Below are 22,287 nucleotides of genomic sequence, written 5' to 3' on the forward strand. Positions count from 1 at the left end.
CAGGTGCAGGACCCTGGTGCAGCACCAGGTACCCGAACGACAGATACCCGACGACAGGATCACGACCGTCAGCATGTCCACCACAAACGACAACCGGACGCACAAAAACGCACGTCAGGACCATTGACCGAGTTATCGAACGGCGCAGGCGGTCTCAGTCGGACAGCGTGGCGACGTCGATGCCGAGCTCGGGACCGCGCAGGTACTCCGTTTCCGCATAGGGGTGCTTCATCAGCGGGTTCGTGGCAGCCCAGGCCTGCACGTCGGCGGGGTGCCTGATGAGGGGTACGAAGCCGAAGCTGCGGTACAGGTTGATGGCTGGGATCCGCTGCGTGAGCGTGTAGAGCGCTGCTCTGGTGTGGCCGAGGGCGGCGAGGCGCGCGCAGCAGGCCACCAGCAGGGGCTTGGACAATCCGCGGCCCTGGGCTTGAGGGGCGATCAGCATCCAGTTGACTTTGCCGAGACTGGGGTCGTCGACGTTCTCGAACCACCAGGCCGTGACCGTGCCTACTGGCTTGCCGGAGGGTTCGCAGAGAAACGCCTGCCGCTGCCCGAGCGAGTCGGGATGCGCGTCGTACATTCGCTCGTAATAGTCCGGCGGGGCCTGGTGATGCATGTCGGACGCGGACTTGATGGTCATCCAGTGCTGGGCGTCTCCGTCACGGTGCCAGCGAATCGTGTACGGCTCGGGTAACTCGGACGGCGGTAGGTCGTCAAGGTTCGGGCGGATCATCATGATTCGGTTTGGCACAGCGACCTACCTTGCCACACGCTTGACGGTCACGAGTTGGTAGGGAGTTGACCGCTGATCTTGGACACCTGAGCCCCGGATCGGTGATCGGCGTAGGAAGTCAGCGGTTCGCCGAACGCCTCCTGTTGCTTGCTGAGATTGTCCGGTACTCGGGTGCGGCACTTCACCGTGCGGCCATGGTTCACCAGCGTGGTGCGCCGTCGGCAAGCTGGAGTTCGCCCCGGCCGAAGGAGAAGTTTTCATTCGGGACCGGAATCAACGCGATGAAGATGTCATGGGGTGAGACGCCGAGTGCCTCGATCACCAGGTTGTTGATGACCGCCGCCACTGCCCGCTTGTCCTCCAGAGGCCGGTGGGCCCCGAGCTGAAGCGTGATGATCATGGTGTCGCTGCTGCGCTGCATGCACATGAACGTCGGGTCCAGGAAGAGTTCGCTCTCGCCGTGCTCACTGATCATGATGAACCGGTCGCCCTGGGGTATTCCTCAGGCGAGCGGCGCCGCCCGCGCCTGGTTTCGTGAGCACCTCGCCTGACGGGCAAAGGACCGCTTCCCCGGCGTGCCCGGCACGATCCGAGGCAAGACCATGCCCCGTGACCCTTCCCAGCTCCATTCCGAACCCCTCACTCAAAGGAAAGATCATGAGCTTCGCCTACTCGTCGATTCAGACCCGGGAGCAGGCCGGTGTCCTGTTCGCCACCCTCGACGCCGGCCCCCTCAACCTCATCGGTGTCGACCTTGTCCGTGACCTCGTCTCACTCCTCGACACGCTGTACACCGACCCCGGTGACGTGCGAGTTGTTGTCATCGACAGCGCCTCACCCGAATTCTTCGCGGCGCACGTGGATCTCACGGCGATCCCCCAGTACACCGCAGAGGCCGCGAAGGCCGGCGGCCCCGGTGACGCCTCGCTCGGCATGCTCCTGTTCAAGCTGGCGCATGTCCCAGTGATCACCATCGCCAAGGTGCGCGGCAGGGCACGCGGAGGCGGCAACGAACTCGCCCTTGCCTGCGACATGATCTTCGCCGCGCGCGAGAACGCTATCTTCGGGCAGTTCGAGTCCGGCACCGGCGCCCTGCCCGGCGCCGGCGGCATGCAGCACCTGACCCGGCGACTGGGCAGAACACGCGCCATCGAAGCCATCACCGGCGCCGACGACTTTGATGCCGATCTCGCAGAGTGCTACGGCTGGATCAACCGCGCCCTGCCCGACGCCGAGCTGGACGGCTTCGTCGAGCGCCTGGCCAAGCGCATCGCCGGCTTTCCGCCCGAGGGGGTCAAGACCGCCAAGCGCGCGATCAATGACCTCACGCTGCCGCACCCGGCGAGCGTGCGCTCCGACTCGGCCACGTTCCTCGGCCTGGTTGCACTGCCCGAAAGCCGTGAGCGTCTGGAGTACCTGGCGGACCGGGGCCTCCAGACGCCCGGTGAACTCGAACGCGACCTCGGCAAGGCCGTGGCGGAGTTCCCCGGCTGAGGCGGCAGCGTCGGCGGGTGCCCCGTTGCTGAATCCGGGCGATTGCCCCGGCCAAGGCAGAGCGGTGTCAATGCTCGTGCTTGCCGGCGCCACCGGCCCGGCCGTCTCTCGTTTATGGCTGCCGATCAATAACGGGTCTTGGCCCCTGATCTTGGACACGGGTTATGCCGCTGAGGGCAGCGTAGTTGATGTTGAGAGAGCAGCCGTGACCGGCGGCTCGTACCGGGATCAACGGGGTGGAGCGGCGGCGTCGATGAGCACGGCGGCGGCCTGACGGGCCTGTGTCGCGGACTCGTTCGTCCCGGCGATGGCGGCGGTGGTCTGTGCGCCTTCGGCGAGGATCGCCAGCTGTGCCGCCAGCGAGGGCGGCGCGCTGGCCTCCGCCACCATCTCGGCCAGGCGCGCCTGGAAGCCGGCCTTGTGTGCCCGCACGATCTCGGCGATCCGCGGCGCGGTCGCGCCGAGCTCGCCGAACGAGTTGATGAACATGCAGCCGCGGACGTCGTCCTGGTCGAACCAGCGCGCGAGCATGTCGTAGATCGCGAGCAGCCTCAGCCGCGGGTCGTCGACGGCGGTGGCGTCGGCGACCAGCGCGTTCCACATGTCGTGCCGGCGCGCCAGCACCTGCTCGACCAAGTCGTCCTTGGACGGGAGCCGGTACAGCCGCTTGAGCGACACGCCCGCCTCGGTGTAGCGCCCCCGGATGCAGCGCCACGTACCGCGTCGGCTCGGGGGCCACTGCCACGCCGTCGGTATCCGGCCCTCGGCCGAACTGCGTCGCGGAGGGCCGTCAACCTGGGTGCTCGGCTTCCCGGATGGCATGATTGACCAGCTGTCGGGACACGTGCTGGTTGCTCCGAGGTTGCTCGCCTGACCGTCGGTGACGGGCGAACAGACAGCTCCCGGCCGCGCGTGTCGGGCGTCGATGTAGCTGGTCCACGAGCTGGGTCATCCCTGGACCACTCTCCTCGATGGCGGGCAAGCGAGCTGATACGCGGGATGGTGGTCGCCGTGGGTGCTCCGTGGGTGCTCGGATGTTCAGGACCGTGGACGGACCAGCCCGAATCTACCGGATTTCGCGACCGACGGCACACTGCCATGTTCCGCAATGTGGACCGGCAACGTCCGGACCAGGCAATACGCGCCGGGACGGAAACGGACGCGAGCCGTGGTGGCTGGACAGGGTACCCTGTGTGCGCGGGCTGCTAGCTCAATGGCAGAGCTGCGGACTTTTAATCCGTTGGTCTAGAGGTCGAGTCGTGGCGAGGTGCCATCCGGGGCCAAGCCGCGACCGCTTCCCATCCAGCATTCCTGGCCCATGGCAGCCGCCCGGCTCGCCCCGACCCTTGGCGAAGTCTGTGCCGTGGCGAAGTTTGCAAGCGCTTGGCGACCACCGGCTCGCTGGCGCGCTGGGCTGGCCGGTTCACCTCCGACGGCGGGCCGCTCGTCGCTGACAGTTGGTGTCGCAGCAACACCATCGTGACGATGCCGAAGAGGGCCAGCGACACGCCGAGCGCCATCAGGACCCAATTCGCGCCGCCAATGCCGAACTTGACGTGGTGGATCGAGGGAGCGCCCGGCGCTCGGAGCTGGTGCCTTGGCCACGGTGCTGGTGCGGACCTGCTGCTCCAGAAGTAGTCCGTCACCAGGCCGCCACGATGGCCAAGGCGGCGATCAGCTTGGGGCGGATTGGGTAGTCCTGCTGATGATCTTGTGCTCCCCGTTTGCTCCCCAAATAAGGAGCAAGAACCGAATAGCCCGTTACCGAGAACTCCGGCAACAGGCTATCTAGCTGCAAAAACGTGCGGTGGGCGATACTGGGATCGAACCAGTGACCTCTTCGGTGTGAACGAAGCGCGCTCCCGCTGCGCCAATCGCCCGCGAAGACGAACTCTACATCACTGACCCCGGGGGTTGCACCCTGGTACCCCGCGTGTCGGCTAGGGTGTGGGGTCTATGGCGCTATATGCACTGCTCATCCTGCCTTCCACCAATCGGGTGTACGCCGATTCGGCCGTTGAGTTGACCAAGGCGGAGCTGCTCGCGTTCGACCGGGCGGTGCTCGGGGGGCGGCTGGAGAACATCGGCACGCGTGAAGTGGCGGGTGTTCCTTATGTCACGTTTGAGGTGGATGAGCTCGGGGAGCGTGGCGCGGCGCTGCTGGGGAACCTGTCGTCGGTGTACGCGTTGTTCGAGGTTGTCGGGGAGATGCTGCGGCCCGTTGGGCTGACGAACCTCGATCGGTTCGACGATGATCTGATCACGATTCTGAAGTACCAAGGGAAGACCAATGAGCAGTTTACGAAGCTGCTGCTCAACGTCACGCTGCTCGCCTCGGCGCACGCCGGGGAGATGCTCGAGCGGCGGTTCCGGGTGCTGGACCCGCTGTGTGGGCGCGGGACGACGCTCAACCAGGCGTTGATGTACGGGTTCGACGCTGCCGGTGTCGATCGGGATCAGAAGGACTTCGAAGCCTACGCCGCCTTCATCCAGACGTGGCTCAAGCGGAAGCGGGTCAAGCACAAGGCCGAGTTCGGGCCGGTGCGGCGGGAGCGGCAGGTGGTGGCCAAGCGGCTGCGGATCGAGCTGGCGGCGGACCGCGACGAGTACAAGGCCAAGAGCACGCAGCTGCTCGACGTGGTCAACGCCGATACCGTGCGGTCGGGGGAGTTCTTCAAGGAGAGCTCGTTCGACCTCGTGGTGACCGACCTGCCGTACGGGGTGCAGCACGGCAGCCGGACGACCGGCAAGGGGCTGGTGCGCAGCCCGGAGGACCTGCTGGCCGAGGCGGCGCCGGTGTGGGCGCGGCTGCTGCGGCCGGGCGGGGCGATGGGGGTCGCCTGGAACACGTTCGTGGCCAAACGGGAGCTGGCGGCCGGGCTGCTGGCCGACGCGGGGCTCGAGGTCGTCGAAGAGGCGCCGTACGAGTCGTTCCGGCACCGGGTCGACCAGGCGATCCTGCGCGACGTGATCGTGGCGCGCAAACCGCTCTAGAACTGCCAGGGGATCTCCGGGCTCTCGAAGAACGCTATTCCCAGCAGTGTCCACCGTGGACCGTGGACGGCCAGGCGCGCGCGGAAGCCGGGCCAGTCGCGGGACGGCTGCGGCGACCAGGCCAGCTCGGCGACCGCCGGCAGGCGCGGGAAGGTCAGCAGGTCGATGTCGTCCGGTGTGGACACCGTTTCCGTCCATAGTGGAGCCTCGACGCCGATGACGTCCGGGTCGCCGGGCAGCAGGGTGGCCGGGTTCCATTCGTACGCCGTCCGAACGGTCACGTGGCCGGCCCAGTCCAGGCCGATGGGCGTGTCGGGGGTGTACTTCATGTCGAGGTACACCCGGTTCGCCGGCGACAGCAGCACGCGGTCGCCCTGTGCGATGGCCGCGCGGATGTCCGCGTCGGGCTCGTCGGTGCTGCCCCAGTACTGCGCGATCCGGCCCGGCTCGCGCGCCGCCGGGCCGATCTGGTGCCAGCCGATGACGGTCTTGCCGGCCGCGGTGACCATCGGCTGGACGCGCGCCATGAACTCGACGTAGTCCTCCGGCGTCGTGCTCTGCGCCTCGTCGCCGCCGATGTGGAGGTACGGGCCGGGCGTCAGCGCGGCGATCTCCTCGAGCACGTCGCGCGCGAAGCGGTACGTGACCTCCTTGCCGACGCTCAGGGTGCTGAAGCCGACGTCGACGCCGGTATACGGCGGCGGGGCGGCGCCGTCGGCGTTCAGCTCGGGGTAGGCGCTCAGGGCGGCGTTGACGTGGCCGGGCATGTCGATCTCGGGCACCAGCGTGACGTGCCGCGCGGCGGCGTAGGCGACCAGGCCGGCGTACTGCTCCTGGCTGTAGTGGCCCCCGGGGCCGCCGCCGACCTGCGACGCGCCGCCGACGGTCGCCAGCCGCGGCCACGCGTTCACGGCGATCCGCCAGCCCTGGTCGTCACTCAGGTGCAAGTGCAGGACATTTATCTTGTACCGCGAGAGCCGGTCGACGAAACGCTCTAGCACCTCGACGCCGAAGAAGTGCCGCGACACGTCGAGCATCGCGGCCCGGTACGCGTACCGCGGCCGGTCCGCGATCCGTCCGCCGGGGACGGTCCACGGTCCATCCTGGACGGTGCTGGCCTCCACGGTGGACGGCAGGAGCTGCAGCAGGGTCTGCACGCCGTAGAAGAGCCCCGCGTCCGTCCGCGCCCTAACGGTGACGCGCTCGGCGGTCGCCTCCAGCGTGTACTCCTCCTCGCCCGCCGGCGCGTCCGCCAGCAGCAGCTCGATGCCGTGGCCGGGGCCTTGCGCGAGGGGCAGTGCGTAGCCGGTCGGCGGGCGCAGCCGGTCCGCCAGGTACGCGCCGACGGAAGGCGAGTCGGAGCGGATGACGGCGTCGGGGCGCAGCTTGAACACGACGCCCGGCTCGGGGTACACCTCGGCCGGAACCGGAATGACGGAGAGCTCGTTCATCGCAGGAACGCCTCCAGCAGGTCGGCGCCGAGCGCGGCGGTCGCCGAGACGTCGAGGGCGTGGCTGACGTACCGGCCGCGGCGGGTCGTCGTCAGCAGGCCGGCCTTCTTGAGCACGGCCAGGTGCCGCGACACCTCCGGCGCGGTGAGCTGCCACGCCTCGGCGAGCTCGCCGGTGGTGTGCGGGCCGCGGGCGAGGGTCCGGCACAGCCGCAGCCGCACCGGGTGGGAGAGCGCTTCGAGGCGGCGCCGCACGAGGTCCAGCGACAGCGGCGGCGGGTCGTGGCGGTCGGCCGCCGCGTACTGCACGACCGGCCGCCAGCCGGGCGCGTGCACGGTCAGCAGGTGCGGGCGCCCGTACACGGAGGGGATGAACGTCACCCCGTCGGCGCCGGAGGTCCAGTTGTCCTGCAGCTTGTCGAGCCGGATCTCGCGCGCGCCGCCGTGCTCCGACAGGCTCGCCGCGGGCGAGACCGCATCGAGCGCCGCGGCCAGCCCGAGCCGGGCGTGCAGCTCGCTCTTGTGCCGCGCGTCGGCGGCGAGGCGGTGCTCGACCGGCCGCCAGGCGTCGGCGAAGAACGCGTCCGCGCAGTCCTCGAGCAGGCGGCGTACCGCGGCCCGCACCGCCGGCGGGTCCTCCAGCAGGCGCTCCGCGAACGCCGCCTGCCGCGGACCCCGCGCCTGCGCCAGCTCCAGCGCCCGGTCGGCCGCCGCCGGGTCGGTGAGCGGCGAGCCCCGGCCCGCGCCGGCGTGGCCGCGGCGGAACGACAGCCGCGAGGAGCCGCAGGTGGTGACGAGGGCGGCGGCGACGTAGACGTCGTCGGGCAGCCGGTCGACCTCGTCCAGCTCGTCGGCCAGCCGCTCGGCGGGCCGCCCGGGCACCAGGAAGTCGGCCCGCGAGGAGCGCCACAGGAACTCGGCCTCGAGCAGCCGGTCGGCGAGCGCGGGCTTGAGCCCGGCGAGCGTCGCGCCCGCCCACGCCTGCATCGCCGGATGGTGGGCCGGCTCGGCCAGCACGTGCAGCATCGACGTGAGCTCGGCCAGCGGCGACGCGGCGAAGGTCACCCGCTCGGGCGGCAGGCCGGTGATGTCGATCGTCAGCACCTCACAATCGTGCCAGCGCCCGCCCTCCACGGCTCGCCAGTTGACCGGGATCGTCAATCGGCGGGACTCGGCCGGGCGCCGCCGTCCAGGCTGGCCGCCATGCGATTCGGTGGGTTCGGCCCGCGGTACGCGGCGGCTCTCGCGATCGATGCGATCGGCGCGGGACTGCTGCGTCCTTTCCTCGTCCTGTACGGCGTGAGCGTCCTCGGCCTCCCGGCGTCCGCCACGGGCCTGGCGCTGTCGGCGGGTCTCCTGGCGGGCCTGGCCGCCGTGCCGCTCACCGGCCGGTGGATCGACGCCGGCGCCCGCACCGCGCCGGTCGCGGCGACCCTGCTCGTGCGCGTGGCCGGCGTGGCGGTGCTGCTCGCCGCGCACGGCGTGTGGGCGTTCGCGCTGGCCGCGCTGCTGCTCGGCATCGGCAACCAGGCCTGGCCCCCGGCGCACGCCGCGCTGGTCGCCGCGCTCGCCGACGGCCCGGCCGACGCCCCGCTGGCGTTCGGCCGCTCCCTGCGCAACGCCGGCCTGGGCGCGGGCGCACTGGTCGCCGCCGCGTGCGTGGGATTCGGCCCCTCGGCGTTGCGCCTGCTGGCATTCGGCACGGCGGCCGGCTACGCGGTCGCGGCCGCCCTGGTCCTGTCGATGCGCACGATGCGCCTGGCCCGCCGGTCGCAGGACGTCGCGCGTGCCGTTGATCGGCGCGCCGGGGCCGGGACGGGTTCGCTACGGCTGCTGATGTGGGCGAACCTGCCGCTGGCGCTGTGCTTCGCGGTGCTCGAGGTCGTGCTGCCGGTGATCCTGACCGAGCGGCTGCACGCCGGCGCGGCGTGGTCGGGGCTGATCTTCGCCGGCAACACCGTGCTGGTGGTGGCGCTGCAGGTGCCACTGGTGGTCTGGCTGGGCGGGCAGTCGCGGCGACTGGTGCTCGCCGGGTCGGGCGCCGTGCTGGCCGTGTCCTACCTGGGGTTCTGGGCGGCGGGGGATGCCGTCGGCGTTGCCGTGGTCGCGGTGCTGTACACGGTGGGGGAGATGCTCTACGCCGGGACCGGGACGGCGCTGGTCGCGGCGACGGCCCGGCCCGCGGGGCTCGGGCGGGCGCTGGCGGCGTGGCAGGCCTCGACCGGGGTCGCCAACGCGGTCGCGCCGGCGCTGCTGCTGGCGCTGCTCGGGGCCGGCGGCGCTCCACTGTGGATCACCCTGGTCGGGGGAACCCTCGCGGGGGCGCTGCTGATCGCGCGCTTCGGGCCGGTCGACACCGACCGGGTGAGCCGGGCGGAGCTCAGCGGGTGCGCTGCGGGGGGCGCAGCTGCGGCGGCAGGGGCGGGCGGCCGGCTGCCTGGCGGTTCTGCCGGGCCTTGACGGCGAGGCGGCTGAGGTAGAGGAGGGCGCCGCCGAGCACGCCGACGTCGTCCAGGTAGATCGGGTCGGGGAGCAGGTCGATCGGGAAGATCGTGTAGATGATGGCGCCCCAGAAGACCCACTTGCCGCCGACGCCCATCGCCTGCAGATACTTGCCGGTCTTCCAGACCCGCACGGCCAGGACGATCGCCAGCACCAGCAGGGCGATCAGCACCAGGGCGCCGACCACGAAGAGTGCGTAGAACAACTGGTCGTCCGACATGGATCGAGTTTACGGGTGATACTGCCCCCATGCCCGTCGAGCCGCCCGTCATCGTGAGCACCGATCCGATGTCGTTTCCGCATTCGGTACTGCGGGACCGGCACCCGGCCATCGTCGAGCGGGTGCGGGGGGCGTATCCGTACCCTCCCGAGGTACCGCTGCGGCTGGAAAGGCTTTTGCAGGAGGACGTCGTGGCGCCCCTGGCCGGCGGGGCCCACGACGCGGCGGCCTGGGCCGAGTGGGGTGCCGGGATGTTCGGGCGGTCGTGGTACGACGTGCCGTTCCTCTTCGCCGAGAACTTCTTCTACCGCCGGCTGCTGGAAGCGGTCGGGTACTACGAGCCGGGGGCCTGGCAGGGCGTCGACCCGTTCGGGCCGCAGAAGGCGGCGGACCTGCCGGGTGCGGAGGAGCTCGCCGAGCTCGACGCCTTGCAGGAGCGGCCGGAGGAGGAGCAGGCGGCGGGGCTGGTCGCGGCGGCGCTGTGGGGCAACCGGGCCGACCTGGGGTTCCGGCTGGTCGCCGGGGACCTGCAGCGGGTCGACGACCTCATCGTCGATGACAGCAAGCGGCTGTGGTCGCTCGCGCAGGGCGGCCCGGCGGTGCTCGTGGCCGACAACGCCGGGCGGGAGCTGCTGCCCGACCTGGTGCTCATCGACTTCCTGCTGCGCACCGGGCGCGCGTCGCGGGTCGAGCTGCACGTCAAGCCGGCGCCGTACTTCGTCTCCGACGCCCTGACCGCCGACGTGCTCGCCGAGCTGCGGCGCTTCCCCGCGGGCAGCGCGGTCGGCGGCCGGCTCGACGCGGCGTTGCGCGACGGGACGCTGCGGCTGCACACCGAGGACTTCTACTGCGCGCCGCTCACCTTCCACGACGCGCCCGACGGGCTCGCCGCCCGGTTCGCGGCGGCGGAGCTGACGATCCTCAAGGGGGACCTCAACTACCGCCGCCTGGTCGGGGATCGCAGCTGGCCGGCGACCACCTCGTTCGAGGAGGTCACCGGCTACTTTCCGGGCCCGGTCGCCGCGCTGCGGACGGTGAAGTCGGACGTGGTCGTCGGACTGTCCGCGGGCGCGGAGGGCGCCCTGCCCGCCTCATGGCGCACCGGCGGCGCTTTTGCCCTTGTCCAGGTGCGCGCCTGAGGCGGCGGTGGTGGCGGTCACGATGTATGTAGGTCCAGCCCAGAACTTGCAGGAGTTCGTCATGCTGAGCACTCTGCCGTCAAGGACTTGGCAGCCACTTGCGGTCCGCTTGCGAAACCCCTCAAGCGTGTCCGCCGTCACGTTCGGCCTTGTCAAGTGACCAGAATTCTCGTCGTCGACGATGAGCCCCAGATCGTCCGCCCGCTGCGGATCAACCTCGTGGCCCGGCAGTACGACGTCGTGGTCGCCGGCGGCGGGGCCGAGGCGCTGCGCCTGGCCGCCGAGACCAAGCCCGACCTGGTCGTGCTCGACCTCGGCCTGCCCGACCTCGACGGCGTCGAGGTGATCCGCAAGCTGCGCTCCTGGACCCCGGTGCCGATCCTGGTCCTGTCCGGCCGCGCCGACTCCCGCGACAAGGTCGAGGCCCTCGACGCCGGCGCCGACGACTACGTGACCAAGCCGTTCAGCATCGACGAGCTGCTCGCCCGCGTCCGCGCCGTCACCCGCCGCCTCGGCCCGGCTGACCCGCTCGGCACGGTGCGCATCAGCTCCCACGACGTCGACTTCGCCGCGCACACGGTCAGCGGCGGCGTGCACCTCACCCGCACCGAGTGGCAGCTGCTGGAGGCGCTGGCGCGCAACCCGGGCAAGCTGGTCGGCCAGCGGCAGCTCCTGCAGGAGGTGTGGGGTCCGACGTACCTCAAGCAGACCCAGTACCTGCGGCAGTACGTCACGCAGCTGCGGCACAAGCTGGAGGACGACCCCGCGCGCCCACGCCATCTGCTCACCGAGCCGGGCATGGGGTACCGCTTCCAGCCCTAGCTCACCCCTGTGAGTGGCTATTTCGCGGTTGGCGGCGGGTATCGCGTGATCTCCCGATGGAGAGGAACGCGCGCATGCAACCTGAAGGCGGCGAGATGGCGCCCCAGGTCGACGATGATGCCCCGGCCGCCGCGGAGTTCGACGGCGGCACCGTCTCGGCCTCGCCAGCCGGCGCCGCGCCCCCGGATAACGGGGCGGCGGCCCCGGCCAGCGGCGCCACAACAGGCGACGGCACGGGGGTCCCGGGCACTGGCGCGGGAGCCCCGAGCAGTGGGGCGGCGCCGAACGGGGCCGCGTACCGGCCGGTCGGCGGCTCAGCGGCCGCCTCCCTGGCCGGGCTGTGGAACGAGTCCGACCGGCAGCGCATCCGCGGCCGGTGGCAGGAGCTGCAGCTGCGCTTCATCGACGATCCGCACCTGGTGGCGGGGGAGGCCGAGCGGCTCGTACAGGAGGCGGTGGCCTCGCTGACAGCCTCACTGGACCAGCGCCGGGGGCAGCTGCACCAGCAGCGCGCCGCCCGGGGCCTGGACACCGAGAACCTGCGGGCCTCGCTGCGCGACTACCGCGAGTTCCTCGACCGAATCCTCGGACTGTGATCCTCGGACTCTGATCCTCGGACTGTTGAGGGGGACCCCATGAACTCCACGACGATCACGATCGGCCTGGTCGTAGTCGCGTTGGCCGTCGGCGGCTGGATCCTGCTGCGCGGCGGCAAGGACGAAGACGAGGAGACCGAGGGCGCCGGCTCGGCCCCGCCGGCCCAGCCCGGTCAGTACGCCGCACCGGCGGCGCCACGCCCGCCGGCCACCGGAGCGGTGCCGCAGGGCGCCCCGATGTCATCGGTGCCGTACGGCGGTGGTGGCTACGGTCAGCCGCCCGGCGGTGGTTATGGTCAGCCCGCCCCCGCCGGCGGCGGTTACGGCCAGGGCAGCGCTCCGTCCAGCGGCAATGTGGGCGGCGGCACATACGGCGGCGGCCAGTACCTGATCAACGCGCCGCTCACCACCGAGGCCCACGCGTACGAGGTACGCACCCGCTGGCAGGAGCTCCAGCTGCGCTTCGTCGACGACCCGCAGACCGCGGCCGGCGAGGCCGAACGCCTGGTCGACGACGCCCTGGCCGGCGTGACGGCGTCCCTGAACGCCCGCAAGGACCAGCTCAGCAACTGGCGCGTATCGGGCCGCGACGACACCGAGCAGCTGCGCAACGCCGTGCACGGCTACCGCGACTTCCTCAACCACCTGGTCGGCACCTGACACATTCACGTCCGTTTGAGGGGTGACGTCTCGCGGAATACCTCCTATTGAAGGAGGACCGCCATGACAGCCACCCAAGTTACGATCACGATCCTCGTTCTGGTCGTGATCGCCGCGTTCGGCTACGGCATCTGGTTCGTCACTCGGCGGCGGGCCCTGCAACATCGGTTCGGCCCCGAGTACGACCGGGCCGTAGCCGAGGGCGAAAGCCGCCTGGCCGCCGAGCGCGACCTACGCGAACGCGAACGGCGCCACGCCGAGCTCGAGCTGCGCCCCCTCGCCCCGGAGGCGCGGTCCCGGTACACCGCGGAGTGGGAAGACCTGCAGTCCCGCTTCCTGGACGACCCGGCCGGCGCCGTTCGCGCCGCGGACGCTCTACTGACAGAGCTGATCGCGGAGCGTGGTTACCCCACGTCAGACTACGAATCCCGCCTCTCGCACCTGTCGGTCGAGCACGCGCGCACGCTGAGCCACTACCGGGAGGCGCACGAGATCTCGGAGCTGTCCGACCGCGGCGAGGCCACGACGGAGCAGCTCCGCCAGGCCGTGGTGCATTACCGCGCCTTGTTCGCGGATCTGCTGGCCACGGACGCCCCTACCGCGGACTCCGCGTCCCCCGCGGACGCGGCGGCTTCGGCCGCGTCCGCGGCTCCAATCGGCATCGACTCCACATCCACCAACGTGTCTCGTGACACCAACGTGTCTCGTGACACCAACGTGTCTCGTGACACCGACGCGTCTCGTGGCGCCGACGTGTCTCACGGCGCTGATGTGTCTCACGGCGCTGATGTGTCTCACGGCGCTGATGTGTCTCACGGCGCTGATGTGTCTCACGGCGCTGATGTGTCTCACGGCGCTGATGTGTCTCACGGCGCTGATGTGTCCCATGGCGATGCTGTGAACGCTCGCCATGCCACGGACGCCCGCCACGATGCAGACGATCGTCAAGACCCTGACACCCGCCAGAATGCGGATGCCCGTCAGGATGCAGGCGCCCGTCAGGATGCGGAACTCCGTCAGTCGGATGACGCCGCCGAGACGCGGGCTGTTCCCGCGCAGCGCCACACCTCCCAGGCCCCCCACGACACGAGCAACCGGTCGTAGGGCCGGGGAAGGACGGTTGCGATGACCCAGCAGGAGCAGTACCGCGGCCAGTTCGACGAGGCGACAACCTCGGTCCCGGCCCCTCGCTCGGCCGACCACGACGAGGCTTCGGCTTCGAGGTCGGCCGACCAGGACGAGGCCCTGACCTCGAGGCCGGCCGACCAGGACGAGGTCCTGAGCTCGAGGCCGGCCGACGACGATGCGGAGCCGGTGATCGGCACCGCACACACCGAGCATTACGAGGACCCGGAGGACCGCGCGGCGGCGGAGCGTTACCCGGCCGCCACGTACGCGTCCGGCTCAGCCGATCCCGATGCCTCCGGCGCCACCGACCGGGATGACGCCACTGACAGAGACGACGTCACCGACCGGGATGACGTCACGGTGGTGGACCGGGACGAGGCGCTGGAGGAGGAACGCGCCGACGACGAGCGGGTCGTAGAGGATGACGCCCGCGGGGATGAGTCGTTCGCCGAGGACGCGCGGACGGAGCGGGAGAGCGACGTCGACGCTGTGTACGACGAGGCGGTCCGGGAGAACGAAGCCCGCGACGCCGAGACGGAGGACGAGCGGGACGAGGTCGGCACCGTCCAGGGCTATGACGCCGAGGTGGTGGACGAGGACGAGCGGGACGAGGTCGGCACCGCCCAGGCCGAGTACGCCGAGGACGCGGAGTGGCGTGCGGATCGGTCCGATGGGTCCGATGTTGATGTGGCTGCTGTCGCCTATGAGGACAGTGCCACGCAGGAGGACCGCGACGCATATGCGGACCTCGTCACGGTTGAGGACCGTGACACGGTTGGGGAGCCCGATGCGGTTGGGGACGGTGTCGCGCTTGGGGACGCTGTCGCGGTTGGGGACCGTGACGCGGATGAGGTTGCGGGCGCGGATGTGGATGGCGTCGCGGGCGCTGATGAGTCGCGGCCGGGGGACGTTGATGTTGCCGCTGTGGGGGCCGTATGGGCCGATGGGGCCGTTGACGGGCTTCGGGAGCGGTGGGGGGCGCTGCAGCTGCGGTTCATTGACGATCCGCGGGCGGTTGCGGCCGAGGCGGATGAGCTCATCGGGGAGGCGCTGGGCATGTTGACCGGGGCGCTCGAGGCGCAGCGGAGTGAACTTGCGGCGTGGCGGGGGCAGCCGGGGGACGACACGGAGAGGCTTCGGGCGGCGGTTCGGGCGTACCGGGACTTCCTCGATCGGCTGCTCGGGCTCTGACGAAAGACCGAACACCGAACCACCGAACACCGAACACCGAAGGACGAATACCGACGCGCGAAGACCGACGCGGCGAAGACCGGCAGAGGAAGAACGAACGACGAAGAACGAGCGAAAGTGCAGGGACAAGGGCTCGCCCGAGGGACTGGGCGAGCCCTTTCGCGTGGAGCTACCCGGTGGTAACGTGCTGGTACCGTTGAGTACCAGGGGGACGCCAGGGGGCGCTGGATGCATGTGCGCGTCGCTATCGTCGGGGCCGGGTTCGGGGGGATCGGGGCGGCCATTCGGCTCGTGCAGGGTGGGTTCGACGACATCGTCGTGCTCGAGCGGGGGGAGGACCTCGGGGGCACGTGGCGCGACAACTCCTATCCGGGGTGTGCGTGTGACGTGCCGTCGCAGGTGTACTCGTTCTCGTTCGCGCTGAAGCCGGACTGGACCAGTACCTACTCGCGGCAGGGCGAGATCTGGCAGTACCTGCGCGAATGTGCGCAGCGGTTCGGGGTGCGGGACAAGATTCGGTTCGGGGCCGACGTGCGGCGGGCGGAGTGGGACGCCAACGCCGGGCGGTGGCGGATCGCGACCTCCGTCGGGGAGTGGACGGCCGACGTGCTCATCGCGGCCGCGGGGCCGCTCAACGAGCCCGCGATGCCGAAGCTGCCGGGGATGGAGACGTTCCAGGGGGAGGCGTTCCACTCCTCGCGGTGGGACCACGATGTCGAGCTGGCGGGCAAGCGCGTCGCCGTCATCGGGACGGGGGCCTCCGCGGTGCAGATCGTGCCGGCCATCCAGCCCGTTGTCGAAAGGCTCACGGTGTTCCAGCGGACGGCCGCGTGGGTGATGCCCCGCAACGAGCGGGCGTTGCGGAAGTGGGAGCACTGGGCGTACCGAAGAATCCCAGGCGCGCAGCGATTGATGCGCACGGTCGTGTATTGGTCGATCGAGGCCACGGTCCTCGGGTTTCTCCGGCCGCGGGTCATGCGGCTCGCGCAGCGGATGGCCCTGGCAAACCTGCGGCGCGGGGTGCGAGATCCGCGGCTGCGGGCCAAGCTCACCCCGGACTATGCGATGGGGTGCAAGCGGGTGCTCAGGTCCGACGACTACTACCCGGCGCTCGCGCGCGACAACGTCGACGTGGTCACCGACGGGATCGCCGAGGTGAGGGCCGGCGGGGTCGTGACGCGGGACGGGGTGGAGCATCCGGCGGACGTGATCGTGTTCGGGACCGGGTTCCGGGTCACGGACCTGCCGATCGCCGAGCGGATCCGGGGGCGCGACGGGCGCAGCCTTGCCGAGCGGTGGCAGGGGAGCCCGCAGGCGTACCGCGGCACGACCGTCTCCGGCTTCCCGAACCTCTTCCTGCTGCTCGGGCCCAACACCGGGCTCGGGCACAACTCGGTCGTGCTGATGATCGAGTCGCAGATCAACTACGTGCTCGGGGCGCTCGAGCGGATGCGGCTGGACGGGGTGCGGGCGGTGGAGCCGACGGCCGAGGCGCAGGCGCGGTTCGTCGCGGGCGTCGACCGGCGGATGGCGAAAACCGTCTGGGCCACCGGGTGCCACAGCTGGTACATCGACGCCACTGGGCGCAACTCGACGCTCTGGCCGGGCTCTACCTGGCGCTTCCGGCAGCGCATGAAGCGGTTCGACCTTGCCGCCTACGAGGTGATCGCATGACCGTCCACTTTGTACGTTCGGGAGACGGCGCGCCGCTGGTGCTGATCCACGGGATCGGGCACCACTGGCGGGCGTGGGAGCCCGTCATCGACCGGCTCGCCGCGCACCACGACGTGATCGCGCTCGACCTGCCGGGGTTCGGGCGTTCGCCGGCGCCGGCCGTGAACCACGGCATGCCGACCGCGGTCGCGGCGCTCGGGGAGTTCTTCGCCGAGCACGGGCTGGGGCGGCCGCACGTCGCCGGCAACAGCCTCGGCGGTGCGATCGCGCTCGAGCTGGCCGCGGCGGGGCTGGCCCGCTCGGCGACCGCGCTGTCCCCGGCCGGGTTCGCCACCCCGGCACAGGTCCGCCGGGCGCTGCGCATCCTGCGCAGCATGCGCTTCGGCGCGTACGCGCCGGAACCGGTGCTGCGGCAGTTCTACCGCACCGAGTTCGGCAAGCGGTTCTCGTTCCGTGCGCTGGTCACCGACCCGACGGTGCTCACCGCCGAACGGGCCCTCGCCGACACGCTGGCGCTGCGCGGCGGCAAGGGCTTTGCGGCGGTGGCCCGGCACGGCGCGACGTACACGTTCGCCGGGGACCCGGGCGAGGTGCCGGTCACGATCGCGTGGGCCGCCCGCGACCGCATCCTCGAGCCGATCCAGGCGCTGCGGGCCCGCGAGGTGCTCCCCGGGGCCCGCCACGTCACCCTGGACGGCTGCGGCCACGTCCCCATGAGCGACGACCCGGCCACCGTGGCCGGGATCATCCTGGAGACGGCGGCTAGAACCGGATCAGCGTCCGCGCTCCCTGACCGGAGCGCATCCGGCTGAACGCCTCGCCGACCCCGTCGAGGCCGACCTCGTCGGTGACCAGCGCGGCCAGGTCCAGCCGCCCGGCCCGATAATGTTCCAGCAGCAGCGGTACGTCCACAGCCGGGTCGGTGCTGCCGTACATACAGCCGGCGATGGTCCGGGCGAAGTACGCGACCTCGAGCGCGTTGAACGTCACCGGGTCCTGCGCGGAGCCCAGGCCGACAACGGTCGTGGTGCCGCCGCGGCGGGTCGCCGACCAGGCCGAGCGGATCGTCTCGCCGCGCCCGACGCACTCGATGGCGTGGTCGGCGCCGAGGCCGCCGGTCAGGGACCGGATCTCCTTGGCCAGCCCGGCGTGCGGCGCCAGGAACTGGGTGGCGCCGAGCGAGCGGGCCAGGCCCTCCTTCGCCACGGCCGGGTCGACCGCGATGATCTCGGCGGCGCCGGCGATGCGCGCGCCCTGGATCGCCGCGAGCCCGACGCCGCCGAGGCCGATCACCGCGACGGTCTGGCCCGGTCGCACCTTGGCGGCGTTGGTGACGGCGCCGACACCGGTGAGCACGGCGCAGCCGAGCAGCGCGGCCTCGGCGAGCGGGATGTCGTCGGGCACCGGGATGCAGGCGTGCGCGCCGAGGACGGTCTCGGCTGCGAACGCGCCGGTGCCGAGGCCGGCGTAGACGGGCCCGCCGCCGGCGGTGGCGAACGGCACCGCGCGGGCGTCCTCGGCGTGCTGGCACAGGTACGGCTCGCCGTGCTCGCAGAACCAGCACGCCCGGCACGGCGGGGCCCAGTTCAGCACCACGTGGTCGCCGGGCGCGAGGCCCTCGACGCCCTCGCCGGTCTCGACCACGGTGCCGGCGCCCTCGTGGCCGAGCACCGCCGGCAGCGGCTGGCGCAGGGTGCCGTTGGCCAGCGACAGGTCCGAGTGGCAGACGCCGGCCGCGGTGAGGCGGACCCGCACCTGGCCCGGGCCGACCGGGTTGAGCTCGATCTCCTCGACCGCCATCGGGGCGTCGATCGTGCGCATGACCGCCGCGAGCGTCACAGCTGGATCGCCTTCACCGACGTGAACTCCTCGTAGCCGAAGGCGCCGAGCTCGCGGCCGTAGCCGGAGTGCCCGACGCCGCCGAACGGGGCGACGGGGTTGAACGCGCCGCCGTTGATGTCGACCTGGCCGGTGCGCAACCGCCGGGCGACCGCGACCGCGTGTTCCCGGTCCACCGACCACACCGCGCCGGCCAGGCCGTACGGCGTCGAGTTCGCGATGCGGACGGCCTCGTCCTCATCGCGGTACCGAATGATGGAAAGAACCGGCCCGAAGATCTCCTCCTGGGCGATCACCGAGCCGGGGTCGACGCCGGCGAAGACGACCGGGGCGACGTAGTAGCCGACGGACGGCACCTCGCCGCCGCCGAACGCCATCGTCGCGCCGCCGGCGAGGCCACGCTCGATGTAGCCGAGCACCCGCTCGCGCTGCGCGGCCGAGGCCAGCGGGCCCAGACGGGTGGCCGGGTCGGAGGGGTCGCCCACCGTGTACTTCGCCGCCGCCGCGACCGCGAGCTCCACCGCCTCGTCGTGGCGGGACTCGTGCACCAGCATCCGCGTCCAGGCCGTGCACGTCTGGCCGGAGTTGAGGTAGCAGTTGCCGACGCCCACCTTCACCGCGGCGGCGAGGTCGGCGTCGGGCAGGATCACGTTGGCGGACTTGCCGCCGAGCTCGAGCGAGACCCGCGTGACGTTGGCGGCGGCGAGCGCGGCGACGCGGCGCCCGGCGCCGGTCGAGCCGGTGAACGACACCAGGTCGATGCCCGGGTGCCCGGCGAGCCGCGCGCCGGTCGGGTCGCCATAGCCGTGCACGATGTTGTACACCCCGTCGGGGATCCCCGCCGCCCGCACCAGTTCGGCGAGGCGCCCGGCCGACAGCGGGGCCACCTCGCTGGGCTTGTGCACGACGGTGTTGCCGGCGGCGAGCGCGGGCGCGACCTTGGCCACGGTCTGGTGCAGCGGGTAGTTCCACGGCGTGATCGCCCCGACCACGCCGACGGGCTCGCGGTAGATCTCGGAGTTGCCGACCTTGCCGGGGCCGTCCGGGCCCTCGAGCAGGTCGATCATCGACTTGACGGTGGCCAGCGGCAGCCCGACCTGGACCTTGCGGGCCACCGGCAGCGGCGAGCCCATCTCCGCGCTGATGAGCTCGGCGAGCTCCGGCGCGGCGGCGCTCATCGCCTCGAGCAGCGCGCGCAGGTGCGCGGCGCGCTCGGCGCGGGACAGCGCGGCCCAGGCGTGCTGTGCGGCGCGGGCCGAGGAGACAGCGGCGTCGACGTCGCCGGGTGCGACAGCGCCGATGACCTGCTCGGTGGCGGGATTGATGACGTCGATCACGATGCTTGGCCCCTTACGCGAACGCGCTCACGCCGGTGAGAGCGCGGCCGATGATGAGCTTCTGGATCTGGCTGGTGCCCTCGTACACGGTAGTGACCCGCGCGTCGCGCAGGTACTTGCCCACGGGGTACTCGTCGATGTACCCGTAGCCGCCGAAGACCTGCAGGGCGGCGTTGGCGGCGCGCACCGCGGCCTCGCTGGCGAACAGCTTGGCGGTGGACGACTCGGTGGCGAACGGCTCGCCGCGGTCGATGAGGTCGGCGACCCGCCAGGTGAGCAGCCGGGCCGCGTCGGCCTCCACGGAGATGTCGGCGATGAGCTGCTGCACGAGCTGGAACGAGGCGATCTTGCGGCCGAACTGCTCACGCTGGGTGGCGTAGCCGGTCGCGGCGTCCAGGCAGCCCTGGATGATCCCGACGCAGCCGGCGGCCAGGGACATGCGGCCCTTGGCCAGCGCCGCCATGGCGATCTTGAAGCCCTGGCCCTCGGCGCCGAGGAGGGCGGAGCTCGGCACGAACACATCGTCGAAGCTCAGCATCGCCGTGGCCTGGCCGCGCAGGCCGAGCTTGCCGTGGATCTCGGTGACCTGCAGGCCCTCCGACGGCAGGGGTACCAGAAACGCCGAAACGCCCTTGGGTCCCGGGCCGCCGGTCCGCGCGAACACCAGCGCCACGGACGCCCAGGTGCCGTTGGTGATGAACATCTTGGCGCCGTCGATGCGCCAGCCGCCCTCGACCGGGGTGGCGCGCGTGGACAGCGAACCGGCGTCGGAGCCGGTGTCGGGCTCGGTCAGCGCGAAGCACGCGAGGTCGGCGCCCGAGCACAGGCGCGGCAGCCACTCGGCCTTCTGTTCCTCGGTGCCGTTGGCGTGGATGGTCTTGGCGACCAGGCCGAGCGAGACCGAGACGATGCCGCGCACCGACGAGTCGCCGCGGCCGAGCTCCTCCAGGACCAGGCAGTACGTCAGGTGGTCCCCGCCGCTGCCGCCGTGCGACTCCGGGATCGTGATGCCGAAGACGCCCAGGTCGGCGAGCTTCTTGACGATCGACAGGTCGACCTGCTCGGCGCGGTCCCAGGCGGCCGCGTGCGGGATGATCTCGCGATTCGTGAACTCGGCGACCATGCGGCGCACGGCCTGCTGCTCGTCGCTGAGGGTCAAGTCCATACCGGGTTCCTTAACTAACGTTGTTAGTTTCTAGGATCGTACGCATGGTCCGTCCCCGAACGCCACTGCTGAGCCGCGAGCGCATTGTCGAGGTCGCCACAGCGATCGTCGACGCCGAAGGGCTCGGCGCGCTGTCGACCCGGCGGCTGGCGCGGGAGCTGGGGGTGCAGGCGCCGTCGCTGTACAACCACTTCGCCACGAAGGAAGAGATCGTCGACGCGATCGGCGACGCCATCGTGGCCGGCGTCGACCTGTCGATGCTCGGCCGCGACCCGTGGCCGCAGGCGCTGCGCTCGTGGGCGCGCGCCTACCGGTCGGCGTTTCGCGCGCACCCCAACGTGGTGCCGTTCCTGGCCCGCGGCCCGGCTCGGCGTCCCGCGTCGCTGCGGCTGGCCGACGCCGTCTACGGCGCGCTCGTCGACGCCGGATGGCCTCCGGCACAGGCGACGCGGATCGGGGCGGCGATGCGGTACTTCGTCGCCGGCTCCGCGCTGGGGTCGTTCGCGCTGGGCTTCGTCGACGACCCGTCCCTCTACGAGGCCGACTACCCGCACCTGCGCGACGCGCACCGCCTCGCCGGGCGGCATGCCCAGGTCGACGACGCCGCGTTCGAGCTCGGCCTCGACGCGCTGGTCGACGGCCTGGAGCGAAAGTTCCCGTCAGGCGGCGGCTTCGGCGGGCATCACCAGTAGGAGCTGGCCGCCCGGGCGGGTGCTCATGCGGACCGGCAGGCGCATCATGCGGCCGGCGCGCATCAGCACGGTCGCGGTGTCGAGGTCCGGCACGCGTAGCCCCGGCGAGCCCGATCGGGCCGGGCCGGAGACCATCAGCACGCCGCGCCACGCGGCCTCGGCGAGCTGGCGGGAGTGGCGCACTTGGCGGGTCGAGCGCGCCTCGGCCGGGGCGCCGCACAGCTCGCCGTAACCCTGCGCCCACGCACGGTCCAGGAACAGCAACGTCCGCTCGTCGGCGAGGACGCGGAAGATCTCGTAGCGGTGGCGGGTGCCGGCGGTGTACCGATGGACGCTCGCCTCGTGCCCGGCCGAACCCAGCAGCTCCGCGAGCCGCTCGGCGGCGACGCTGCGGTTGAACTCGGCCAGCATGCCGCTCGGCGCGTACGGGGAACGTGCCCGGGTGCCCCCCAGCGCCCGGGCACGACCTCCTCCACCACACACCCCTGTACATCGCACCAGCACGGCCGCCTCGAACGCGGCGACGGTCGAGGCCCGATAACGCTCGCCGCTCGACACGATGTCCACCTGCACACCGTGGCAACAGCGGCCGTTCGCGGGAACGTTCACCGCCGTTCCTTGAGGAACTCTTGAAGGATCGGCTCCCGTACC

21 protein-coding genes, 1 tRNA gene and 1 pseudogene are annotated in these 22,287 nt (G+C 71.3%); 12 read left to right on the forward strand and 11 right to left on the reverse strand.

The genetic code is table 11. The features are described from left to right. Positions 1 to 154: 154 nt before the first annotated feature. Both ABD901_RS30075 and ABD901_RS30080 read right to left on the reverse strand, forming a co-directional pair. A complete protein-coding gene (locus tag ABD901_RS30075; RefSeq protein ID WP_345131647.1) occupies positions 155 to 751 on the reverse strand; it encodes a GNAT family N-acetyltransferase in 597 nt (198 codons plus the stop codon). 181 nt (positions 752 to 932) lie between these two features. Continuing rightward, the gene (locus tag ABD901_RS30080; RefSeq protein WP_345131649.1) at positions 933 to 1,208 is read right to left on the reverse strand and encodes a tautomerase family protein; all 276 of its coding nucleotides are present in this window, start codon (positions 1,206 to 1,208) and stop codon (positions 933 to 935) included. A gap of 182 nt (positions 1,209 to 1,390) precedes the next feature. Between ABD901_RS30080 and ABD901_RS30085 the strand changes: the two genes are divergently transcribed. After that, a complete protein-coding gene (locus tag ABD901_RS30085; RefSeq protein ID WP_345131651.1) occupies positions 1,391 to 2,227 on the forward strand; it encodes an enoyl-CoA hydratase/isomerase family protein in 837 nt (278 codons plus the stop codon). Positions 2,228 to 2,455: 228 nt separating this feature from the next. On the opposite strand, the pseudogene ABD901_RS30090 reads toward ABD901_RS30085, so the two are convergent. Further along, a pseudogene (locus ABD901_RS30090) lies at positions 2,456 to 2,914 on the reverse strand (TetR/AcrR family transcriptional regulator); the annotation flags it as partial. A gap of 1,121 nt (positions 2,915 to 4,035) precedes the next feature. After that, positions 4,036 to 4,107 (reverse strand) — tRNA-Val (locus ABD901_RS30095). A 76-nt stretch (positions 4,108 to 4,183) separates the two neighbouring features. Here ABD901_RS30095 and ABD901_RS30100 point away from each other — a divergent pair. Further along, complete coding sequence (locus ABD901_RS30100; RefSeq protein WP_345131653.1) at positions 4,184 to 5,221, forward strand: TRM11 family SAM-dependent methyltransferase; 1,038 nt, start codon at positions 4,184 to 4,186, stop codon at positions 5,219 to 5,221. On the opposite strand, the gene ABD901_RS30105 is transcribed toward ABD901_RS30100, so the two are convergent. Both ABD901_RS30105 and ABD901_RS30110 read right to left on the reverse strand, forming a co-directional pair. Beyond that, positions 5,218 to 6,672, reverse strand: coding sequence for a beta-N-acetylhexosaminidase (locus ABD901_RS30105; protein WP_345131654.1), 1,455 nt, complete (start codon positions 6,670 to 6,672; stop codon positions 5,218 to 5,220). The two genes, ABD901_RS30100 and ABD901_RS30105, sit on opposite strands and share 4 nt — an antisense overlap. Next, the gene (locus ABD901_RS30110; protein WP_345131656.1) at positions 6,669 to 7,775 is read right to left on the reverse strand and encodes a DUF5937 family protein; all 1,107 of its coding nucleotides are present in this window, start codon (positions 7,773 to 7,775) and stop codon (positions 6,669 to 6,671) included. The genes ABD901_RS30105 and ABD901_RS30110 overlap by 4 nt, the downstream gene beginning before the upstream one ends. A gap of 99 nt (positions 7,776 to 7,874) precedes the next feature. On the opposite strand from ABD901_RS30110, the gene ABD901_RS30115 reads away from it, so the two are divergent. After that, positions 7,875 to 9,131: an MFS transporter gene (locus ABD901_RS30115; RefSeq protein ID WP_345131657.1), complete on the forward strand. Its 1,257-nt coding sequence runs from the start codon at positions 7,875 to 7,877 to the stop codon at positions 9,129 to 9,131. Here ABD901_RS30115 and ABD901_RS30120 read toward each other — a convergent pair. Then, positions 9,052 to 9,393, reverse strand: a complete 342-nt coding sequence (locus tag ABD901_RS30120; RefSeq protein WP_345131659.1) for a DUF1232 domain-containing protein — start codon at positions 9,391 to 9,393, stop codon at positions 9,052 to 9,054. The genes ABD901_RS30115 and ABD901_RS30120 overlap by 80 nt on opposite strands. A 29-nt stretch (positions 9,394 to 9,422) precedes the next feature. On the opposite strand from ABD901_RS30120, the gene ABD901_RS30125 reads away from it, so the two are divergent. The 8 genes from ABD901_RS30125 (at position 9,423) to ABD901_RS30160 (ending at position 17,415) form a co-directional block, all read left to right on the forward strand. Beyond that, entirely contained in the window at positions 9,423 to 10,532 is a 1,110-nt protein-coding gene (locus tag ABD901_RS30125) for a damage-control phosphatase ARMT1 family protein (RefSeq protein WP_345131661.1), read from the forward strand. 156 nt (positions 10,533 to 10,688) lie between these two features. Further along, positions 10,689 to 11,354: a response regulator gene (locus ABD901_RS30130; RefSeq protein ID WP_345131663.1), complete on the forward strand. Its 666-nt coding sequence runs from the start codon at positions 10,689 to 10,691 to the stop codon at positions 11,352 to 11,354. 74 nt (positions 11,355 to 11,428) lie between these two features. Continuing rightward, positions 11,429 to 11,950 (forward strand): hypothetical protein, encoded by a 522-nt coding sequence (locus ABD901_RS30135; protein ID WP_345131665.1) that lies wholly within the window; start codon positions 11,429 to 11,431, stop codon positions 11,948 to 11,950. Between the two features lie 39 nt (positions 11,951 to 11,989). Continuing rightward, on the forward strand, positions 11,990 to 12,610 hold the full coding sequence (locus tag ABD901_RS30140) for a hypothetical protein (protein ID WP_345131666.1): 621 nt from the start codon (positions 11,990 to 11,992) through the stop codon (positions 12,608 to 12,610). A 63-nt stretch (positions 12,611 to 12,673) separates the two neighbouring features. Next, a complete protein-coding gene (locus tag ABD901_RS30145) occupies positions 12,674 to 13,714 on the forward strand; it encodes a hypothetical protein (RefSeq protein ID WP_345131668.1) in 1,041 nt (346 codons plus the stop codon). A gap of 21 nt (positions 13,715 to 13,735) precedes the next feature. Further along, on the forward strand, positions 13,736 to 14,929 hold the full coding sequence (locus ABD901_RS30150) for a putative sodium/potassium/calcium exchanger (RefSeq protein WP_345131670.1): 1,194 nt from the start codon (positions 13,736 to 13,738) through the stop codon (positions 14,927 to 14,929). A gap of 228 nt (positions 14,930 to 15,157) precedes the next feature. Beyond that, a complete protein-coding gene (locus tag ABD901_RS30155) occupies positions 15,158 to 16,603 on the forward strand; it encodes a flavin-containing monooxygenase (RefSeq protein WP_345131672.1) in 1,446 nt (481 codons plus the stop codon). After that, entirely contained in the window at positions 16,600 to 17,415 is an 816-nt protein-coding gene (locus tag ABD901_RS30160; protein ID WP_345131673.1) for an alpha/beta fold hydrolase, read from the forward strand. Before ABD901_RS30155 ends, ABD901_RS30160 begins: the two co-directional genes overlap by 4 nt. On the opposite strand, the gene ABD901_RS30165 is transcribed toward ABD901_RS30160, so the two are convergent. The 3 genes from ABD901_RS30165 to ABD901_RS30175 are packed head-to-tail and all read right to left on the reverse strand — an operon-like array spanning position 17,366 to position 20,944. After that, a complete protein-coding gene (locus ABD901_RS30165; RefSeq protein ID WP_345131675.1) occupies positions 17,366 to 18,442 on the reverse strand; it encodes a Zn-dependent alcohol dehydrogenase in 1,077 nt (358 codons plus the stop codon). The two genes, ABD901_RS30160 and ABD901_RS30165, sit on opposite strands and share 50 nt — an antisense overlap. Further along, on the reverse strand, positions 18,439 to 19,779 hold the full coding sequence (locus tag ABD901_RS30170; protein WP_345131677.1) for an aldehyde dehydrogenase family protein: 1,341 nt from the start codon (positions 19,777 to 19,779) through the stop codon (positions 18,439 to 18,441). The genes ABD901_RS30165 and ABD901_RS30170 overlap by 4 nt, the downstream gene beginning before the upstream one ends. Before the next feature lie 13 nt (positions 19,780 to 19,792). Further along, positions 19,793 to 20,944, reverse strand: coding sequence for an acyl-CoA dehydrogenase family protein (locus tag ABD901_RS30175; protein WP_345131679.1), 1,152 nt, complete (start codon positions 20,942 to 20,944; stop codon positions 19,793 to 19,795). Between the two features lie 44 nt (positions 20,945 to 20,988). On the opposite strand from ABD901_RS30175, the gene ABD901_RS30180 reads away from it, so the two are divergent. Next, positions 20,989 to 21,636: a TetR/AcrR family transcriptional regulator gene (locus ABD901_RS30180; RefSeq protein ID WP_345131681.1), complete on the forward strand. Its 648-nt coding sequence runs from the start codon at positions 20,989 to 20,991 to the stop codon at positions 21,634 to 21,636. Here ABD901_RS30180 and ABD901_RS30185 read toward each other — a convergent pair. Continuing rightward, a complete protein-coding gene (locus tag ABD901_RS30185; RefSeq protein ID WP_345131683.1) occupies positions 21,604 to 22,203 on the reverse strand; it encodes a hypothetical protein in 600 nt (199 codons plus the stop codon). The two genes, ABD901_RS30180 and ABD901_RS30185, sit on opposite strands and share 33 nt — an antisense overlap. Positions 22,204 to 22,287: the final 84 nt, after the last annotated feature.

Source organism: Dactylosporangium darangshiense (assembly GCF_039537565.1).
GTDB classification, from domain to species: Bacteria; Actinomycetota; Actinomycetes; order Mycobacteriales; family Micromonosporaceae; genus Dactylosporangium; species Dactylosporangium darangshiense.

Excerpts from the sequence above, each read along its gene's own strand:
- ABD901_RS30080 (WP_345131649.1), bottom strand. The coding sequence starts at position 1,208 with ATGATCAGTGAGCACGGCGAGAGCGAACTCTTCCTGGACCCGACGTTC.
- ABD901_RS30085 (WP_345131651.1), top strand. The coding sequence starts at position 1,391 with ATGAGCTTCGCCTACTCGTCGATTCAGACCCGGGAGCAGGCCGGTGTC.
- ABD901_RS30100 (WP_345131653.1), top strand. The coding sequence starts at position 4,184 with ATGGCGCTATATGCACTGCTCATCCTGCCTTCCACCAATCGGGTGTAC.
- ABD901_RS30105 (WP_345131654.1), bottom strand. The coding sequence starts at position 6,672 with ATGAACGAGCTCTCCGTCATTCCGGTTCCGGCCGAGGTGTACCCCGAG.
- ABD901_RS30115 (WP_345131657.1), top strand. The coding sequence starts at position 7,875 with ATGCGATTCGGTGGGTTCGGCCCGCGGTACGCGGCGGCTCTCGCGATC.
- ABD901_RS30120 (WP_345131659.1), bottom strand. The coding sequence starts at position 9,393 with ATGTCGGACGACCAGTTGTTCTACGCACTCTTCGTGGTCGGCGCCCTG.
- ABD901_RS30125 (WP_345131661.1), top strand. The coding sequence starts at position 9,423 with ATGCCCGTCGAGCCGCCCGTCATCGTGAGCACCGATCCGATGTCGTTT.
- ABD901_RS30135 (WP_345131665.1), top strand. The coding sequence starts at position 11,429 with ATGCAACCTGAAGGCGGCGAGATGGCGCCCCAGGTCGACGATGATGCC.
- ABD901_RS30140 (WP_345131666.1), top strand. The coding sequence starts at position 11,990 with ATGAACTCCACGACGATCACGATCGGCCTGGTCGTAGTCGCGTTGGCC.
- ABD901_RS30145 (WP_345131668.1), top strand. The coding sequence starts at position 12,674 with ATGACAGCCACCCAAGTTACGATCACGATCCTCGTTCTGGTCGTGATC.
- ABD901_RS30150 (WP_345131670.1), top strand. The coding sequence starts at position 13,736 with ATGACCCAGCAGGAGCAGTACCGCGGCCAGTTCGACGAGGCGACAACC.
- ABD901_RS30155 (WP_345131672.1), top strand. The coding sequence starts at position 15,158 with ATGCATGTGCGCGTCGCTATCGTCGGGGCCGGGTTCGGGGGGATCGGG.
- ABD901_RS30160 (WP_345131673.1), top strand. The coding sequence starts at position 16,600 with ATGACCGTCCACTTTGTACGTTCGGGAGACGGCGCGCCGCTGGTGCTG.
- ABD901_RS30175 (WP_345131679.1), bottom strand. The coding sequence starts at position 20,944 with ATGGACTTGACCCTCAGCGACGAGCAGCAGGCCGTGCGCCGCATGGTC.
- ABD901_RS30180 (WP_345131681.1), top strand. The coding sequence starts at position 20,989 with ATGGTCCGTCCCCGAACGCCACTGCTGAGCCGCGAGCGCATTGTCGAG.